The organism is Escherichia sp. KTE172, assembly GCF_000408845.1.
GTDB classification, from domain to species: Bacteria; Pseudomonadota; Gammaproteobacteria; order Enterobacterales; family Enterobacteriaceae; genus Escherichia; species Escherichia coli.
The window spans coordinates 4,775,970-4,794,457 of sequence record NZ_KE137316.1 but is presented as its reverse complement, the minus strand read 5'-3'; the positions used below and the strand labels follow the sequence as shown (position 1 = coordinate 4,794,457).

The following is an 18,488-nucleotide window of genomic DNA, read 5'->3' as shown; positions in this document are numbered from 1 at the left end:
GGTTATGGCTTCTACTTTTACCAGCGACACATTGCCTGCCGATCACAAAGCAGCTATCCGTCAGATGAAGCACGCGCTGCGGGCACAGCTTGGCGACGTCCAGCAGATCTTTAATCAGCTAAGCGATGACATTGCTACGCGAGTGGCTGAAATCAACGCACTCAAAGCACAGGGCGATGCCGTCTGGCCGGTGCTGTCTTATGCCGATATCAAAGCAGGTCATGTTACTGCAGAGCAGCGCGAACAGATTAAACGTCGCGGTTGTGCGGTGATAAAAGGCCATTTCCCCCGCGAACAAGCGCTAGGCTGGGATCAGTCGATGCTGGACTATCTGGACCGCAACCGCTTTGACGAGGTCTACAAAGGCCCCGGCGATAATTTCTTCGGGACGCTCAGCGCTTCACGTCCCGAGATTTACCCCATCTACTGGTCGCAGGCGCAAATGCAGGCCCGCCAGAGTGAAGAAATGGCGAATGTGCAGTCGTTTCTCAATCGTCTGTGGACATTTGAAAGTGATGGAAAGCAATGGTTTAACCCGGATGTGAGCGTCATCTACCCTGACCGTATCCGCCGCCGTCCGCCCGGAACGACCTCCAAAGGTCTTGGAGCGCATACCGACTCCGGGGCGCTGGAACGCTGGCTGCTTCCAGCGTATCAGCACGTTTTCGCCAACGTCTTTAATGGCAATCTGGCGAAATACGATCCCTGGCATGCGGCACATCGTACGGAAGTTGAAGAGTACACGGTGGACAACACCACCAAATGTTCCGTGTTTCGGACATTCCAGGGCTGGACAGCGCTCTCTGATATGCTGCCTGGTCAGGGGTTGCTGCACGTCGTGCCCATTCCTGAAGCCATGGCGTACGTACTGTTACGTCCGCTGCTTGATGATGTGCCGGAGGATGAACTGTGCGGCGTAGCGCCCGGAAGAGTGTTGCCGGTATCAGAGCAATGGCATCCACTGTTAATTGAGGCGTTAACCAGCATTCCAAAACTCGAGGCCGGAGACTCCGTCTGGTGGCACTGCGACGTCATCCATTCCGTTGCCCCCGTTGAAAATCAACAGGGTTGGGGCAACGTGATGTACATTCCTGCGGCACCGATGTGCGAGAAAAATCTTGCCTACGCGCACAAGGTGAAGGCCGCACTGGAAAAAGGCGCATCGCCGGGCGACTTCCCGCGCGAGGACTATGAAACAAACTGGGAAGGACGCTTTACGCTTGCCGACCTCAACATTCACGGTAAGCGAGCGTTGGGAATCGACAGCTGAGTGTCGTACAGCCCTTCCCGTTCCACGGCGGTGTTCCCTTTTCCTGGGCGAACCCGCCGCACTGACTCCCGCACCGCCAATCGTCCGTGCAGCAGCAGCGAGCCCACCGGAGCATCCGGGCGAATCAGCCGCTGTTGCAACATTTGCACCGCTTCATTGCCTAGCTCATCGCGTGGCACATGCACAGCCGTCAGGGGAACATCCTCGATTGCCGCAAGGTTAAAGCCGTCGATACTCATCACCGAGACATCCTGTGGTACGCGCAGACCACGACGATGTAGCGCATTTACCGTTCCCGCCGCCATAAAATCCCCGCCGACCAGAAACGCCGTCGGCAACGTCTTGCCATTGGCGGCATCCAGCCACGCTCCGACCTTTTCTTCCGCTTCTTTAGCGCTAAAACTGCTGATATTCAGCAAATGACGGTCATGGTGAAAGGCCAGATTATGCTGACGCCATGATTCTTTAATCCCTGCAAACCGCTGCTCCATAGTGTAGCGGCGCAGGCACATCACATTCATCACCTCCCGGTGACCCATTTCAAACAGATAGCGGGCGGCGAACGCGCCAATTAACCGATGGTCCGGCGCAATCGCCGGGAGGCGCATTCGTTCATCACGGCAGTTGATCAGCACACAAGGCTTAGCGAGATCGGCGGCCAGATCATGGATGTGCGGATCGTCAATCCCCAGCAGGATCGCCGCCTGCGTATCTGCTTCATTCATCCGCGAGAGAAATAGCGCGGGATCGCTGTCAAACTCCTCCAGCGCGCAGTAACGCAGCCGCACTTCATGCGGCGATAACGCTTTGCTGATGCTCTGGATCACACGGTAATAAAAGATATCAGATCGTTGGTCAAAAGCGCGTTGCTGCGCGAAAATAATCAGGTTGTTCAGCAACATACGACCTGCTGCCATGCCATCCATCACGCCCAACTCACGCGCGCAGGCCAGCACCTGTTCGCGAGCGCGTGCACTGGTATTCGCTTTGCCAGCCAGCACCCGCGAAACCGTACTCGGCGATAGCCCGGTACGTGCGGCGATATCGGCGATTTTCAGCTTCTTGTCCATTTTGTGATCTGCCTCTAATTCGGAAATGACAGAATTTTCATGAGCAAAAAAGCCCATTCTGTCTGGCATTAAATCCATTTCAGTAATGTATATCAGTCACTCATGGAAAAACGTGCACAAAACCCGCTTTCTTTCGCTTTTAGGGTCTCTTACTGTGAATTGGTAGAACAACTTCCATACAAAAATAATGGAAAAACGAACAATAAAGACTTTATTTATCAAAAAGTTAAAAGTGGTGTGACAACTCCATTCTGACGTTGCCACACAAACCCTATACCATTCTGTGGAGTGCATATGAGTCAGGGTATCAATAACGATATGACTGCCAGTAAACCGCGCCATATCGTCAAAAATCTGCGTTGGTGGATACTGGTCCTTTTTTTGCTCGGTGTTACTGTCAACTACATCACGCGTAACTCGCTGGGTATTCTCGCCCCCGAACTGAAAAGCAACCTGGGGATTACCACCGAACAATATTCCTGGATTGTAGGTGCTTTCCAGCTCGCCTATACCCTATTCCAACCGTTGTGTGGATGGCTGATTGACGTCATTGGCCTCAAACTGGGCTTTATGATCTGCGCGGGACTGTGGGCGCTGGCCTGTCTGATGCATGCGGGGGCGGGAAACTGGGTACATCTGGCGCTGTTGCGCTTCTTTATGGGCGGTGCGGAAGCCGCGGCAACCCCAGCAAACGCCAAAACCATCGGTGAATGGTTTCCAAAATCAGAACGCCCGATCGCCGCAGGCTGGGCAGGCGTCGGTTTTTCCATCGGTGCCATGCTGGCCCCACCGATTATCTATTTTGCCCACGCTTCATTCGGCTGGCAGGGTGCATTTATGTTCACTGGCATCCTGGCGATGCTGTGGGTGGTGCTGTGGTGGGCGTTCTATCACAACCCGGATAAGCATCCTAACCTCAGCAAAGCCGAGCTGGACTTTATCCGCCAGGATAACGAAGCGCCCCCTGTCAAGTTACCCTTTCTGACCGCACTGAAAACCGTAGGCAAAAATAAACGCTTTTACGGTATCGCTATCCCGGCCTTTATGGCAGAACCGGCGTGGGCGGTGATGAGTTTCTGGGTTCCGCTATACCTGTCCAAAACCTATGGCATGGACCTTAAGCAGATCGCATTATTCGCCTGGTTGCCGTTCCTCGCCGCTGATCTTGGCAGTATTGCCAGCGGCTATCTGACCAAACTTTACACCCGCCTGTTTGGGCTGAGTCGTGTGAACTCCGTTGTCGCATCATCGGTCAGTGGCGCATTCCTGATGGTTTCGCTGGCGGTGATGGCCTTTACCAATAACCCGTATATCGCCATCGTCCTTATTTCCATCGGCGGCTTCGGTCACCAGATCATCTCCTGCATGCTGAGCGCACTGGTGGTGGAATCCTTCGACAAAGGTCAGATGGCCACTGTTAACGGCATGCGCGGTTCTGCCGCGTGGATCGCAAGTTTCCTGTTCTCCCTGATTATCGGGGTTACCGCTGACAAAATCGGCTTTAACCCCCTGTTTATCGCCATGGGCTTCTTTGACCTGATTGGTGCTTTCTTCCTGGTCACCTTTATTGCTGAACGTCGCGCAAAACGCGCCTGAGAATGGATGTAAACATGAAAACGCTGAAAAACTGGACCCTGCACAAACAGTCTGCCCACCACGTTGAACTGCTGGTCGATGGCCAGCATATCCTGTGCCTGTACGTGCTGGAAGAAAATCTGTTCCGCGTGCTGTTAAAACGCAAAGGCGAGCTGGCGCTGGATCGCACCTGGAGCATTGCTCCGGCGCAGGATGTGCCATGGGAAGGGCGCAGCCGCGAAGATCTCAGCGGCTTTAGCCTGCCCGCGTGGACATTGATCCAGCACGACGACACCGTGGTTATCGCCACCGAGTCACTGCGTGCCACCGTTCACCAGCCGCTGTGGCTGGAGTGGCACTATCGTAACAACGAAGGCGAATGGCTGCCGTTGGTGAATGACCGCCCGACCAGCGCTTATCTGCTGAATGCCCACGGCGACGGCGTGGCGCACTATCAGAGCCGTCGTAAAGATGAACGCTTTTATGGCCTCGGAGATAAAGCCGGCGACCTGCAACGCAACGGTAAACGTTACGAGATGCGTAACCTCGACGCGATGGGCTACAACGCCGTGAGTACTGACCCGTTGTACAAACACATTCCATTCACCATCACCCGCCGCGATGACATTAGCTTCGGCCTGTTTTATGACAACCTCAGCAGCTGCTGGCTGGATCTGGGCAACGAGATCGACAACTACCACACCGCCTATCGCCGCTGGCAGGCGGAAGCGGGTGATATCGACTACTACCTGTTTACCGGCGAACGCGTACTTGATATCACCAAAGCCTTCGTACGCCTGACCGGCAAAACCCTGTTCGGACCGAAATGGAGCCTGGGCTACAGCGGTTCAACTATGCACTACACCGATGCGCCGGACGCACAAAATCAGTTGATGAACTTTATCCGCCTGTGTGAAGAACATGCAATTCCCTGCGATTCGTTCCAGCTCTCATCCGGTTATACCTCAATTAACGGCAAACGCTATGTGTTCAACTGGAACTACGAAAAAGTGCCGCAGCCGAAAGTGATGAGCCAGGCATTTCACAATGCTGGTTTGCACCTGGCCGCCAATATCAAGCCGTGCCTGTTGCAGGATCACCCACGCTATAACGAAGTGGCAGAAAGAGGACTATTCATCCGTGATTCAGAAACAGATGAACCAGAACGTTCCAGCTTCTGGGATGACGAAGGTTCTAACCTCGACTTTACTAATCCGCAGACCATCCAGTGGTGGCAGGAAGGCGTGACCACACAGCTTCTGGAGATGGGTATCGACTCCACCTGGAACGACAACAACGAATTCGAAGTATGGGACGGTGAAGCACGCTGTCACGGCTTTGGTCAGACGATCGCGATCAAACATATTCGCCCAGTGATGCCACTGCTGATGATGCGAGCCTCGATGGAAGCCCAGCAGCGTTTCGCTCCGGAAAAACGTCCGTACTTGATCTCCCGCTCCGGCTGCGCGGGAATGCAGCGCTACGTGCAGACCTGGAGTGGCGATAACCGCACTAGCTGGGACACTCTGCGCTACAACACCCGCATGGGTCTGGGGATGAGCCTCTCCGGGCTGTATAACCTCGGTCACGACGTCGGCGGTTTCTCCGGTGATAAGCCGGACCCGGAACTGTTTGTACGCTGGGTACAAAACGGCGTGATGCATCCGCGCTTTACGATTCACTCATGGAACGATGACCATACCGTAAACGAACCGTGGATGTATCCGGGCGTCACTCCGGCGATCCGCAGCGCTATTGAGTTGCGCTATCGCCTGCTGCCCTACTTTTATACCCTGATGTGGCAGGCATACGCCGATGATGAACCAATGCTACGTCCGACTTTCCTTGACCACGAGCACGACGTTCAGACTTTTGAAGAGTGTGATGACTTCCTGCTTGGTCGCGATATTTTGGTTGCCAGCGTCGTAGAGCAAGGCGAGCGCCAGCGCCGTGTATGGCTGCCAGATAACGAAACTGGCTGGTACGATTTCTACAACGGCGAATGGTTCAGTGGCGGTCAGTGGATCACCCTCGACGCACCGCTGGAGAAACTGCCGCTGATGGTGCGTGCCGGGGCTGGTCTACCGCTCAGCAAACGCATCACCTATGTGAGCGCAGAACAAGACGATACCCGCGAACTGAAACTGTTCCCGCTGAAAGGTGTGGGCACAACGTCCGGCCTGCTGTTTGAAGACGATGGCGAAAGCTGGGGCTACCAAACTGGTAATGCGCTTTGGGTGGAATGGGAAATGGTTTGCGATGGGGCGACCATCAACCTGAAAGTCAACGCGCGCGGGGATTATCGACCTGCATGGAGTGCACTGAAAGTGTCATTACCAGTGGAAGAAAAACGCACGCTGCTGGTCAATGGTGTTGAAGGGAGTGAATGGATGCGTTAAATCATTACCGGGGCCGGGAGGCGACTGCGCCTTACCCGGTCCAGCCATCGAATCCTTTACCTCAGTATTTCACGCTGCAGGAAGGCAGCAAACCTGTAAACCCCGGGAGCTTAAATAAGTAAGTGACCGGGGTGAACAGGTGAAGCCAATGCATCTGCCGCATGAAAGACGGCGGGAAATTAACCGTCGATCCCTTTACTACGCAGATAATCTTCGTAATTACCGCTAAAGTCGATCACGCGTTCCGGGGTGATTTCCAGAATACGGGTCGCCAGGGAGCTTACGAACTCACGGTCGTGTGAAACAAAGATCAGCGTGCCCTGATACAGTTCCAGCGCCATGTTCAGCGACTCAATAGATTCCATATCCAGGTGGTTGGTCGGTTCGTCCATGATCAGAATGTTCGGCTTCTGCATCATTAATTTACCAAACAGCATCCGCCCTTTTTCTCCACCGGAAAGCACTTTCGCTGGCTTTTTGATGTCGTCCTGGCTAAACAGCAAACGACCGAGAATGCTGCGTACCGCCTGCTCGTCATCGCCTTCCTGCTTCCACTGGCTCATCCATTCGAACACGGTCAGATCATTTTCGAACTCATATTCATGGTCCTGGGCGTAGTAACCAATGCGTGCGTTTTCAGACCATTTTACGGTGCCGCTGTCCGGTTGCAGATCGCCCACCAGCGTTTTCAGCAGCGTTGATTTACCGACGCCGTTGGTACCCAGTACCGCCAGTTTTTCACCGACCTCCAGCAGCAGGTTGAGATTTTTAAACAGCGGACCGTTATCAAACCCTTTGGTCAGACCTTCCACTTCCAGCGCGTTACGGAACAGTTTCTTATCCTGTTCAAAACGGATGAACGGGTTCTGACGGCTGGAGGCTTTCACCTCTTCCAGTTTGATTTTATCAATCTGGCGCGCGCGCGAAGTTGCCTGGCGAGATTTCGAGGCGTTGGCACTAAAGCGGCTAACGAAAGATTGCAGCTCAGCAATCTGCGCTTTCTTCTTGGCGTTATCAGCCAGCAGACGCTCACGCGCCTGGGTCGCCGCCGTCATGTACTCATCGTAGTTACCTGGATAAACGCGCAGCTCGCCGTAATCCAGATCAGCCATGTGGGTACAAACCATGTTAAGGAAGTGACGGTCGTGCGAGATGATGATCATGGTGCTGTCACGCTCGTTCAGCACCTGTTCCAGCCAACGAATGGTGTCGATGTCGAGGTTGTTGGTCGGTTCGTCGAGCAGGAGAATGTCCGGATCAGCAAACAGCGCCTGCGCCAGCAGCACACGCAGCTTCCAGCCAGGAGCAACTTCACTCATCGGGCCGTAGTGCTGTTCCACTGGAATTCCCACGCCAAGCAACAGTTCACCGGCGCGAGCTTCCGCAGAGTAACCGTCCATTTCGCCGTATTTCACTTCCAGATCGGCCACTTTATAGCCGTCTTCTTCACTCATTTCCGGCAAAGCATAGATGCGGTCACGCTCCTGCTTCACTTCCCACAACTCTTTATGCCCCATGATCACCGTATCCAGCACAGTGAACTCTTCAAAGGCAAACTGATCCTGACGCAGCTTACCAATGCGCTCGTTGGGATCGAGGGAAACGTTACCCAACGTCGGCTCTAAGTCGCCGCCGAGGATCTTCATAAAGGTGGATTTACCACTACCGTTCGCGCCAATCAGGCCGTAACGGTTGCCGCCGCCAAATTTGACGGAAATGTTTTCAAACAACGGCTTACTGCCGAACTGCATGGTGACGTTACTGGAAACTAACACAGGCGTATCCTGAAAAGAGATATGACAAACCGCGCATTATGCCATAAGTCTGAAAGAAGATCCTGCTCCTCGCTTAAGGTCTACACTCAAGCCAAAGGCAAAAAATGTGATTTCGTACACATCTGATTTCACTGTGAGCAGGAATGAACTTATAATGCGCTTCCAATACTCTAATATTCTCAACCCAATGGCCTGCCAGGCACAAAATCTCGCTTAACATGAATATGAAATTGAAAACATTATTCGCAGCGGCCTTCGCTGTTGTCGGCTTTTGCAGTACCGCCTCTGCGGTAACTTATCCTCTGCCAACCGACGGGAGTCGCCTGGTTGGTCAGAATCAGGTGATCACCATTCCTGAAGGTAACACTCAGCCTCTGGAGTATTTTGCCGCCGAGTACCAGATGGGTCTTTCCAATATGATGGAAGCGAACCCCGGTGTGGATACCTTCCTGCCGAAAGGCGGTACTGTACTGAACATTCCGCAGCAGCTGATCCTGCCGGATACCGTTCATGAAGGCATCGTCATTAACAGTGCAGAGATGCGTCTGTATTACTATCCGAAAGGGACCAACACCGTTATCGTGCTGCCGATCGGCATTGGTCAGTTAGGCAAAGACACGCCTATCAACTGGACCACCAAAGTTGAGCGTAAGAAAGCAGGCCCGACCTGGACGCCAACCGCTAAAATGCACGCAGAGTACCGCGCTGCGGGCGAACCGCTTCCGGCTGTCGTTCCGGCAGGTCCGGATAACCCGATGGGTCTGTATGCACTCTACATCGGTCGCCTGTACGCAATCCATGGCACCAACGCCAACTTCGGTATCGGCCTGCGCGTAAGTCATGGTTGTGTGCGTCTGCGTAACGAAGACATCAAATTCCTGTTCGAGAAAGTGCCGGTCGGTACTCGCGTACAGTTTATTGATGAGCCGGTAAAAGCGACCACCGAGCCAGACGGCAGCCGTTATATTGAAGTCCATAACCCGCTGTCTACCACCGAAGCCCAGTTTGAAGGTCAGGAAATTGTGCCAATTACCCTGACGAAGAGCGTGCAGACAGTGACCGGTCAGCCAGATGTTGACCAGGTTGTTCTGGATGAAGCGATCAAAAATCGTTCCGGGATGCCGGTTCGTCTGAATTAATCGTCAAAACGTAAAACAGAGGCGGACTCATCATCCGCCTTTTTTATTTGCCAGACCCTACCAGGCCGGGAGCATAACGAATAAAACGTATCCCACCAGCGCCGCCCACAACAGCATCGGTATTGAATAGAGATGGAAACGCCACCAGATACGGCGATCGTTCGCCATCCGTAACGCAATCAAATTTGCCAGCGATCCGGGTAATAAACCAAAGCCCCCCACGTTTACCGCCCATGCCAGCAGCAACGACGGCGGCACATAGTTCAGCAACAATATGGTACTCGGCACGTTACTGATCACCTGCGATAAACCGATTGCCGTTAACCATAATCCGGGTTCGGATAAATGACTCACGTTACTTAACACCCCCTGCAAAGCTGGCAGTTGGGTTAGTAAATGGACGTCGATAAACATCGCCATAAACACCAGCAGCAGCGTCCAGTCCACACTCAACACCACGCGACGTGCCAGCAGCGCAAAGCCCGCCGCCACAATCACCAGTCCCCACAGCTCTTGTTTTAACTCCAGCGCCGTCAGAAAGACGATATACAGCCCCAGACAACTCCACACCAGCCGCGGTTTCCACTCCGGAGTTTGCACCCCCGTATGGTATTGCAGTGCCTTTCCAGGGAAACAACACCAGCACAGGAGCAGGAGCGTCAGCATCATTGCGCCAGCCAGTGGTGCCATTTGGGCAATAAATCCGGCAAACGAAAGACCAGAACGTCCCCAGATAAGAATATTTTGCGGGTTGCCAATTGGCGTCAGTAGCGAACCAGCGTTGACTGCCAGCGCTTCAAAAATAATCAGCCGATTAACCGGGATCTCACACAGTCTTTTTAGCGTGATAGTCAGCGGAACAACAATAAACAGCGCGACATCGTTGGTCAGAAAGGTAGAAAGCAGCGCCGCCGCCAGCACCATAAACATCGCCAGCCGACGCTCCGTAGCAAAGCGGCGCACCATTTTGCGCCCCAGCACATCAAAATAACCGCTTAGCTCCACACCTTTAGTCAGCAGCATCAGGCCGCTTAAGGTGATGATGGTGTGCCAGTCGATAGCAGCAGGCCAGGATTTCGGTGCAAAGGGAACAAAAAAACTTAATCCGACGCCAACAAGAATTAATAACTGAAAAAAACGATCGCCTTGCAGCGTGCGTAAAAAAGGCAGGCTCATTTGGCACCGTGTTTCTGGGTAAACAAACGAAAAGCGTCGAGCGTCTCTTCACTAACATGGTGCTCCATGCCTTCCGCGTCGCGACGGGCAATTTCCGGACTGACGCCCAACACCAACAAGAAATTTTCGACTATCTGATGTCGCTCGCGGCTTTCCTGCGCCAGCTTCTCTCCTTCTGCCGTTAAAAACACGCCACGCCAGGGGATCATTTCAATCAGCCCCATGGTTGCCAGTCGCTTAAGCATTTTAGCCACCGTCGGTTGCGAAACTCCCAAACGAGCAGCCATGTCTACCTGACGAGCTTCCCCCACTTCCCTGATCAAGTCAGAAATCAGCTCAACGTAATCATCAATAAGCTCGCGCCGATGCGCCTCTCTGACCTGGCGGAACCCTTCAACGTGCTCTTCCACGTTCACTAACTGCGTCACTTTTTTTGCTGTTGGCGTACCTGCGCGACGACTCATTGTGCTTCCTCATTATGGTGACGCATACCTAGCGTTCTCATTTCGTGCGCACATTGTAAACCAGAGTTGCGAAGGTACAAAAAATTAACGTTTTAGCAATAGCTATATAATATAGCCTGTGCTATATCTGTATGTAATGCAATCATCCCTCAAGGATCGACGGGATTAGCAAGTCAGGAGGTCTTATGAATGAGTTCAAGAGGTGTATGCGCGTGTTTAGTCATTCTCCCTTTAAAGTACGGTTAATGCTGCTCTCTATGTTGTGCGATATGGTCAACAACAAACCGCAGCAAGATAAACCTTCCGATAAATAGCGGCGTCGCGGTACGCCGCTTCACTCCTGCTTTTATGCAGGCACAACGCGTTTTGCCCTGAAAAACCCCACTTTTTGTCGGATTTGCAATCCCCTTCGCAAAAGATTTGTTCGTCAGTAGTTGACCTGAACGGCAGCTCGCTCTATCTTCTTGCAGCCCTGCGTATATTGCGGCTCGCGGATGCGGACCCCTTTCCCCTCTTCACGCACTCTTGCAGGTATTGACCCTTGACGCCAGGGTAAGCACATGGCGTTTGTTACGATAGTGGCATATGAATTTAACCCTCAAAGAATCGCTTGTTACCCGTAGCCGGGTATTTAGCCCGTGGACTGCGTTCTACTTTTTACAGTCGCTATTAATTAACCTCGGCTTAGGTTACCCCTTCAGTTTGCTCTACACCGCCGCATTTACGGCTATTTTGCTTTTGCTATGGCGAACATTGCCTGGCGTACAAAAAGTTCTGGTCGGTGTCAGTTCGCTGGTGGCGGCTTGTTATTTCCCTTTTGCTCAGGCCTACGGCGCGCCTAATTTCAATACATTGCTGGCATTGCACTCCACCAATATGGAAGAGTCGACCGAAATCCTGACGATTTTTCCGTGGTACAGCTACCTGGTCGGCTTATTTATTTTTGCGCTCGGCGTAATAGCAATCAGGCGAAAAAAAGAGAGTGAAAAAGCGCGCTGGAATACCTTCGACAGCTTGTGTCTGGTATTCAGTGTGGCGACATTTTTTGTTGCTCCCATGCAAAACCTGGCCTGGGGCGGCGTATTTAAACTGAAAGATACTGGCTATCCGGTATTTCGTTTTGCTAAGGATGTCATCGTCAATAATAACGAGGTGATTGAAGAGCAAGAACGGATGGCAAAACTTTCCGGAATGAAAGATACCTGGACGGTCACTGCCGTTAAGCCGAAATATCAGACCTATGTGGTGGTGATCGGTGAAAGCGCGCGTCGCGATGCCCTCGGTGCCTTTGGCGGTCACTGGAACAATACCCCGTTTGCCAGCAGTGTTAACGGTTTGATATTTGCTGACTACATTGCCGCCAGTGGCTCCACGCAGAAATCGCTTGGCTTAACGCTCAATCGCGTAGTCGATGGCAAACCACAGTTTCAGGATAACTTTGTCACCCTGGCAAATCGCGCGGGCTTCCAGACCTGGTGGTTTTCCAACCAGGGCCAAATCGGCGAATACGATACCGCCATCGCCAGCATCGCCAAACGTGCAGATGAAGTGTACTTCCTGAAAGAAGGTAATTTTGAAGCAGATAAAAACACGAAAGACGAAGCGTTACTGGATATGACCGCTCAAGTGCTGGCGCAAGAGCACTCGCAACCGCAGCTGATTGTTTTACATCTGATGGGCTCACATCCGCAGGCCTGCGACCGGACACAAGGCAAATACGAAACCTTTGTGCAATCGAAAGAAACGTCGTGCTATCTCTATACCATGACGCAAACAGACGATTTACTGCGCAAGCTGTACGATCAGTTACGCAACAGCGGCAGCAGCTTCTCGCTGGTTTACTTTTCTGACCACGGTCTGGCTTTTAAAGAGCGCGGCAAAGACGTGCAATACCTTGCCCATGATGATAAGTATCAGCAAAATTTCCAGGTGCCTTTTATGGTCATTTCCAGCGACGATAAAGCGCATCGGGTGATTAAAGCCCGCCGCTCAGCCAATGACTTCTTAGGCTTTTTCTCGCAGTGGACGGGAATTAAAGCGAAGGAAATTAACATCAAATACCCGTTTATATCTGAGAAGAAAGCCGGGCCGATATACATCACCAACTTCCAGTTACAGAAGGTGGATTACAACCATCTCGGAACCGATATTTTCGACCCGAAACCTTAAAAACAAAAATCCGCCCCGAGAGGCGGATTTTTTATATCACCGAAGTGATTAGAAGCGGTAACCAACACCGGCAATCCAGGTGCCTACGTCAACGCTACGAATACGGCTCTGCTCGTAAGAGAAGTCCAGAGCAACGTTTTCCATCGGGTTGAACTGCAGACCAGCACCGTAGGAGAAACCGTAGTCGCTGGTGTCGTGTTTGTAAGTCGGGTATTCAGTGGTCTGGAATTTACCATAACCCACACCCACTACACCGTAGATGCTTGCCCAGTCGTTAATGCGGTAAGCCGGACCAGCAGTGATGCCGTAGTACTGGTTTTTGTTGTAGTCACCAGAGCTTGCAGTACGGCTTTTCTCGGTGTAAGTGAAAGAACCGATCACACCCAGCGGGCTGTTGTCTTCTTCATAGCGGTATTTCAGGTTGAAACCGCCCATTTTGTTCATTTGGCCCTGAGCGTCGCTCTGTGCGTAACCGCCAGTTACGGTAGAAGTTGCAGCTACGGAAGTACCTGCGGTGAAAGCCAGAACTGCGGCCAGTGCTGAAAGACATGCAATTTTTTTCATAACCACCTCAAATGTGATTCAAATAAGTCCTAAGTTTTAAATATATCAAAAATTAATGGGAAACTCTTCGCGATTTGTGATGTCTAACGGGCCATTTCATGTAACAGAACGTTTCCATACACCGCTATCCATCTAAATTTAAATCACTTTTTCAGAGAACTGCGTAAGTATTACGCATGTTTTCCCTGTCATTCATCCAGATTATTCCTAATCACCAGACTAATGATTCCATCAATCCTGGCGCATTTTAGTCAAAACGGGGGAAAATTTTTTCAACAAATGCTCAACCAGCATTGGGTATATCCAGTACACTCCACGCTTTACTTAAGTCTAGATATTTGTGGGAGAAAGGATGCCTGGTTCATTACGTAAAATGCCGGTCTGGTTACCAATAGTCATATTGCTCGTTGCCATGGCGTCTATTCAGGGTGGAGCCTCGTTAGCTAAGTCACTTTTTCCTCTGGTGGGCGCACCGGGTGTCACTGCGCTGCGTCTGGCATTAGGAACGCTGCTCCTCATCGCGTTCTTTAAGCCATGGCGACTGCGCTTTGCCAAAGAGCAGCGGTTACCGCTGTTGTTTTACGGCGTTTCGCTGGGGGGGATGAATTATCTTTTTTATCTTTCTATTCAGACGGTACCGCTGGGTATTGCGGTGGCGCTGGAGTTCACCGGACCACTGGCGGTGGCGCTGTTCTCTTCTCGTCGCCCGGTAGATTTCGTCTGGGTTGTTCTGGCGGTTCTTGGTCTGTGGTTCCTGCTACCGCTGGGGCAAGACGTTTCCCATGTCGATTTAACCGGCTGTGCGCTGGCTCTGGGGGCCGGGGCTTGTTGGGCTATTTACATTTTAAGTGGGCAACGCGCAGGAGCGGAACATGGCCCTGCGACGGTGGCAATTGGTTCGTTGATTGCAGCGTTAATTTTCGTGCCAATTGGAGCGCTTCAGGCTGGTGAAGCACTCTGGCACTGGTCGGTTATTCCATTGGGTCTGGCTGTCGCTATTCTCTCGACCGCTCTGCCTTATTCGCTGGAAATGATTGCCCTCACCCGTTTGCCAACACGGACATTTGGTACGCTGATGAGCATGGAACCGGCGCTGGCTGCCGTTTCCGGGATGATTTTCCTCGGAGAAACACTGACACCCATACAGCTGCTGGCGCTCGGCGCTATCATCGCCGCTTCAATGGGGTCTACGCTGACAGTACGCAAAGAGAGCAAAATAAAAGAATTAGACATTAATTAAATTTACATTTCTGCATGGTTATGCATAACCATGCAGAATTTCTCGCTACTTTTCCTCTACACCGTCTTTATATATCGAATTATGCAAAAGCATATTTATTCCGAAAATTCCTGGCGAGCCAATAAATAAGAATTGTTCTTATCAATATAACTAACCCATTGAATTTTTATTAGTTTTGTTTTTCACGCTTGTTACCACTATTAGTGTGATAGGAACAGCCAGAATAGCGGAACACATAGCCGGTGCTATACTTAGTCTCGTTAATTACTGGGACATAACATCAAGAGGATATGAAATTATGAGTACCGCTAAATTAGTTAAATCAAAAGCGACCAATCTGCTTTATACCCGCAACGATGTCTCCGACAGCGAGAAAAAAGCAACAGTAGAGTTGCTGAATCGCCAGGTTATCCAGTTTATTGATCTTTCTTTGATTACCAAACAAGCGCACTGGAACATGCGCGGCGCTAACTTCATTGCCGTACATGAAATGCTGGATGGCTTCCGCACCGCACTGATCGATCATCTGGATACCATGGCAGAACGTGCAGTGCAGCTGGGCGGTGTAGCTCTGGGGACCACTCAAGTTATCAACAGCAAAACTCCGCTGAAAAGTTACCCGCTGGACATCCACAACGTTCAGGATCACCTGAAAGAGCTGGCTGACCGTTACGCAATCGTCGCTAATGACGTACGCAAAGCGATTGGCGAAGCGAAAGATGACGACACCGCAGATATCCTGACCGCCGCGTCTCGCGACCTGGATAAATTCCTGTGGTTTATCGAGTCTAACATCGAATAAATCCATCGCTGATGGTGCAGAACTTTAGTACCCGATAAAAGCGGCTTCCTGACAGGAGGCCGTTTTGTTTTGCAGCCCGCCTCAACGCACTTATTTAGTGCATCCATCTGCTATCTCCAGCTGATTAAGTAAATTTTTTGTATCCACATCATCACACAATCGTTACATAAAGATTGTTTTTTCATCAGGTTTTACGCTAAATAATCACTGTGTTGAGTGCACAATTTTAGCGCACCAGTTTGGCGCCCCAGAATGGTGCATCTTCAGGGTATTGCCCTATAAATCGTGCATCACGTTTTTACCGCATCTCGATAAATCAATGAGTTGCAAAACTGGCACGATTTTTTCATATATGTGAATGTCACGCAGGGGATCGTCCCGTGGATAGAAAAAAGGAAATGCTATGAAGTCTGTATTAAAAGTTTCACTGGCTGCACTGACCCTGGCTTTTGCGGTTTCTTCTCATGCCGCGGATAAAAAATTAGTTGTCGCGACGGATACCGCCTTCGTTCCGTTTGAATTTAAACAGGGCGATAAATATGTGGGCTTTGACGTTGATCTGTGGGCTGCCATCGCTAAAGAGCTGAAGCTGGATTACGAACTGAAGCCGATGGATTTCAGTGGGATCATTCCGGCACTGCAAACCAAAAACGTCGATCTGGCGCTGGCGGGCATCACCATTACCGACGAGCGTAAAAAAGCGATCGATTTCTCTGACGGCTACTACAAAAGCGGCCTGTTAGTGATGGTGAAAGCTAACAATAACGATGTGAAAAGCGTGAAAGATCTCGACGGGAAAGTGGTTGCGGTGAAGAGCGGCACTGGCTCCGTTGATTACGCGAAAGCAAACATCAAAACTAAAGATCTGCGTCAGTTCCCGAACATTGATAACGCCTATATGGAACTGGGCACCAACCGCGCAGATGCCGTTCTGCACGATACGCCAAACATTCTGTACTTCATCAAAACCGCCGGTAACGGTCAGTTCAAAGCGGTAGGTGACTCTCTGGAAGCACAGCAATACGGTATTGCGTTCCCGAAAGGTAGCGACGAGCTGCGTGACAAAGTCAACGGCGCGTTGAAAACCCTGCGCGAGAACGGAACTTACAACGAAATCTACAAAAAATGGTTCGGTACTGAACCGAAATAATAACGCTACGCCTGTAAGGCGCACTGGCAGTTCCCTCTCCCCTCTGGGGAGAGGATTAGGGTGAGGGGCGCAAACCCGCTCCGGGGCCATTAATTACCCTGAATTTGATTATTTACACCACGGTAACAGGAACAACATATGCAGTTTGACTGGAGTGCCATCTGGCCTGCCATTCCGCTTCTGATTGAAGGTGCCAAAATGACCCTGTGGATCTCGGTCCTCGGTCTGGCTGGCGGCCTGGTGATCGGATTGCTGGCAGGTTTTGCACGCACCTTCGGTGGTTGGATAGCCAACCACGTCGCGCTGGTCTTTATTGAAGTGATCCGCGGCACACCTATCGTCGTCCAGGTGATGTTTATCTATTTCGCCCTGCCGATGGCGTTTAACGACTTACGCATCGACCCGTTTACTGCGGCGGTGGTCACCATCATGATCAACTCCGGCGCGTACATTGCGGAAATCACGCGTGGTGCGGTGCTGTCTATTCACAAAGGTTTTCGTGAAGCAGGACTGGCGCTCGGTCTTTCACGTTGGGAAACCATTCGCTACGTCATTTTACCGCTGGCACTGCGTCGTATGCTGCCGCCGCTGGGTAACCAGTGGATCATCAGCATTAAAGACACCTCGCTGTTTATTGTGATCGGCGTGGCGGAACTGACCCGTCAGGGGCAAGAAATTATTGCCGGTAACTTCCGCGCCCTTGAGATCTGGAGCGCCGTGGCGGTGTTCTATCTGATTATTACCCTGGTGCTGAGCTTTATTCTGCGTCGTCTGGAAAGAAGGATGAAAATCCTGTGATTGAATTTAAAAACGTCTCCAAGCATTTTGGTCCAACCCAGGTGCTGCACAATATCGATTTGAACATTGCTCAGGGCGAAGTCGTGGTGATTATCGGGCCGTCCGGTTCCGGTAAATCGACCCTGCTGCGCTGCATCAACAAACTGGAAGAAATCACCTCCGGCGATCTGATTGTCGATGGCCTGAAGGTTAACGATCCGAAAGTTGACGAGCGCCTGATTCGCCAGGAAGCGGGTATGGTGTTCCAGCAGTTTTACCTCTTCCCGCATCTGACGGCGCTGGAAAACGTGATGTTTGGTCCGCTACGCGTGCGTGGCGCGAACAAAGAAGAGGCGGAAAAACTGGCGCGTGAGCTGCTGGCGAAAGTCGGTCTGGCAGAACGTGCACATCACTACCCTTCCGAACTTTCTGGTGGTCAACAGCAGCGTGTGGCCATCGCCCGCGCGCTGGCGGTGAAGCCGAAAATGATGCTGTTTGATGAACCGACTTCCGCTCTTGACCCGGAACTGCGCCATGAAGTGCTGAAGGTTATGCAGGATCTGGCTGAAGAAGGGATGACGATGGTGATCGTGACCCACGAAATCGGTTTTGCCGAGAAAGTAGCTTCGCGCCTTATCTTTATCGACAAAGGCCGGATTGCGGAAGATGGCGATCCGCAGGTGTTGATCAAGAACCCGCCGAGCCAGCGCTTGCAGGAATTTTTGCAGCACGTCTCTTAATAAGACACATTGCCTGATGCGCTACGCTTATCAGGCCTACAGGATATCTGGCAACTTATTAAAATTGCATGAACTTGTAGGACGGATAAGGCGTTCACGCCGCATCCGGCAAAAAAGCCCGCACGTTGTCAGCAACCTGCTTAATATCCCTTCCTCCCTTTCCCCCGAAAGGGAGGCA

At 51.6% G+C, this 18,488-nt stretch carries 17 protein-coding genes; 11 read left to right on the top strand and 6 right to left on the bottom strand.

Features of this window, described 5'->3' with window-relative positions:
- Window positions 1–4 precede the first annotated feature (4 nt).
- Window positions 5–1,270: a DUF1479 domain-containing protein gene (locus G434_RS01730; protein WP_000168809.1), complete on the top strand. Its 1,266-nt coding sequence runs from the start codon at window positions 5–7 to the stop codon at window positions 1,268–1,270.
- Here G434_RS01730 and G434_RS01735 read toward each other — a convergent pair.
- Window positions 1,237–2,397 carry a LacI family DNA-binding transcriptional regulator gene (locus tag G434_RS01735; protein ID WP_000505360.1) on the bottom strand — a complete coding sequence of 387 codons (1,161 nt, stop codon included), beginning with the start codon at window positions 2,395–2,397 and terminating at the stop codon, window positions 1,237–1,239. The genes G434_RS01730 and G434_RS01735 overlap by 34 nt on opposite strands.
- Window positions 2,398–2,634: 237 nt before the next feature.
- Between G434_RS01735 and G434_RS01740 the strand changes: the two genes are divergently transcribed.
- Together G434_RS01740 and G434_RS01745 are read left to right on the top strand one after the other, a co-directional pair.
- Window positions 2,635–3,936, top strand: a complete 1,302-nt coding sequence (locus tag G434_RS01740; protein ID WP_000077528.1) for an MFS transporter — start codon at window positions 2,635–2,637, stop codon at window positions 3,934–3,936.
- 14 nt (window positions 3,937–3,950) lie between these two features.
- Complete coding sequence (locus tag G434_RS01745) at window positions 3,951–6,314, top strand: glycoside hydrolase family 31 protein (protein ID WP_000854251.1); 2,364 nt, start codon at window positions 3,951–3,953, stop codon at window positions 6,312–6,314.
- A 179-nt stretch (window positions 6,315–6,493) separates the two neighbouring features.
- On the opposite strand, the gene G434_RS01750 is transcribed toward G434_RS01745, so the two are convergent.
- A complete protein-coding gene (locus tag G434_RS01750) occupies window positions 6,494–8,089 on the bottom strand; it encodes an ABC-F family ATPase (RefSeq protein WP_000961457.1) in 1,596 nt (531 codons plus the stop codon).
- A gap of 218 nt (window positions 8,090–8,307) precedes the next feature.
- On the opposite strand from G434_RS01750, the gene ldtB reads away from it, so the two are divergent.
- On the top strand, window positions 8,308–9,228 hold the full coding sequence (gene ldtB / locus G434_RS01755; RefSeq protein WP_001056384.1) for a L,D-transpeptidase: 921 nt from the start codon (window positions 8,308–8,310) through the stop codon (window positions 9,226–9,228).
- Between the two features lie 57 nt (window positions 9,229–9,285).
- Here ldtB and G434_RS01760 read toward each other — a convergent pair whose 3' ends face one another.
- Together G434_RS01760 and mntR are read right to left on the bottom strand one after the other, a co-directional pair.
- Complete coding sequence (locus G434_RS01760) at window positions 9,286–10,404, bottom strand: anion transporter (protein ID WP_000056477.1); 1,119 nt, start codon at window positions 10,402–10,404, stop codon at window positions 9,286–9,288.
- The gene (gene mntR / locus G434_RS01765) at window positions 10,401–10,868 is read right to left on the bottom strand and encodes a manganese-binding transcriptional regulator MntR (RefSeq protein ID WP_000091016.1); all 468 of its coding nucleotides are present in this window, start codon (window positions 10,866–10,868) and stop codon (window positions 10,401–10,403) included. Before mntR ends, G434_RS01760 begins: the two co-directional genes overlap by 4 nt.
- A gap of 185 nt (window positions 10,869–11,053) precedes the next feature.
- On the opposite strand from mntR, the gene mntS reads away from it, so the two are divergent.
- Complete coding sequence (mntS, locus tag G434_RS01770) at window positions 11,054–11,182, top strand: manganase accumulation protein MntS (protein WP_001001761.1); 129 nt, start codon at window positions 11,054–11,056, stop codon at window positions 11,180–11,182.
- A 271-nt stretch (window positions 11,183–11,453) separates the two neighbouring features.
- Window positions 11,454–13,037 carry a phosphoethanolamine transferase gene (gene opgE / locus G434_RS01775; protein ID WP_001054646.1) on the top strand — a complete coding sequence of 528 codons (1,584 nt, stop codon included), beginning with the start codon at window positions 11,454–11,456 and terminating at the stop codon, window positions 13,035–13,037.
- Window positions 13,038–13,085: 48 nt separating this feature from the next.
- Here the strand turns inward: opgE and ompX are convergent, their stop codons facing one another.
- Both ompX and G434_RS30115 read right to left on the bottom strand, forming a co-directional pair.
- Window positions 13,086–13,601 carry an outer membrane protein OmpX gene (ompX, locus tag G434_RS01780; protein WP_001295296.1) on the bottom strand — a complete coding sequence of 172 codons (516 nt, stop codon included), beginning with the start codon at window positions 13,599–13,601 and terminating at the stop codon, window positions 13,086–13,088.
- 52 nt (window positions 13,602–13,653) lie between these two features.
- On the bottom strand, window positions 13,654–13,719 hold the full coding sequence (locus G434_RS30115; protein WP_120795379.1) for a protein YliM: 66 nt from the start codon (window positions 13,717–13,719) through the stop codon (window positions 13,654–13,656).
- Between the two features lie 234 nt (window positions 13,720–13,953).
- On the opposite strand from G434_RS30115, the gene rhtA reads away from it, so the two are divergent.
- From rhtA to glnQ, 5 genes are all read left to right on the top strand, one after another.
- Window positions 13,954–14,841 (top strand): threonine/homoserine exporter RhtA, encoded by an 888-nt coding sequence (rhtA, locus tag G434_RS01785; RefSeq protein WP_001446792.1) that lies wholly within the window; start codon window positions 13,954–13,956, stop codon window positions 14,839–14,841.
- A gap of 298 nt (window positions 14,842–15,139) precedes the next feature.
- Window positions 15,140–15,643 carry a DNA starvation/stationary phase protection protein Dps gene (dps, locus tag G434_RS01790; RefSeq protein WP_000100800.1) on the top strand — a complete coding sequence of 168 codons (504 nt, stop codon included), beginning with the start codon at window positions 15,140–15,142 and terminating at the stop codon, window positions 15,641–15,643.
- Between the two features lie 403 nt (window positions 15,644–16,046).
- Window positions 16,047–16,793: a glutamine ABC transporter substrate-binding protein GlnH gene (gene glnH / locus G434_RS01795; RefSeq protein WP_000843866.1), complete on the top strand. Its 747-nt coding sequence runs from the start codon at window positions 16,047–16,049 to the stop codon at window positions 16,791–16,793.
- A gap of 138 nt (window positions 16,794–16,931) precedes the next feature.
- Window positions 16,932–17,591 (top strand): glutamine ABC transporter permease GlnP, encoded by a 660-nt coding sequence (gene glnP, locus G434_RS01800; protein ID WP_001159065.1) that lies wholly within the window; start codon window positions 16,932–16,934, stop codon window positions 17,589–17,591.
- The gene (gene glnQ / locus G434_RS01805) at window positions 17,588–18,310 is read left to right on the top strand and encodes a glutamine ABC transporter ATP-binding protein GlnQ (RefSeq protein ID WP_000569080.1); all 723 of its coding nucleotides are present in this window, start codon (window positions 17,588–17,590) and stop codon (window positions 18,308–18,310) included. Before glnP ends, glnQ begins: the two co-directional genes overlap by 4 nt.
- Window positions 18,311–18,488: the final 178 nt, after the last annotated feature.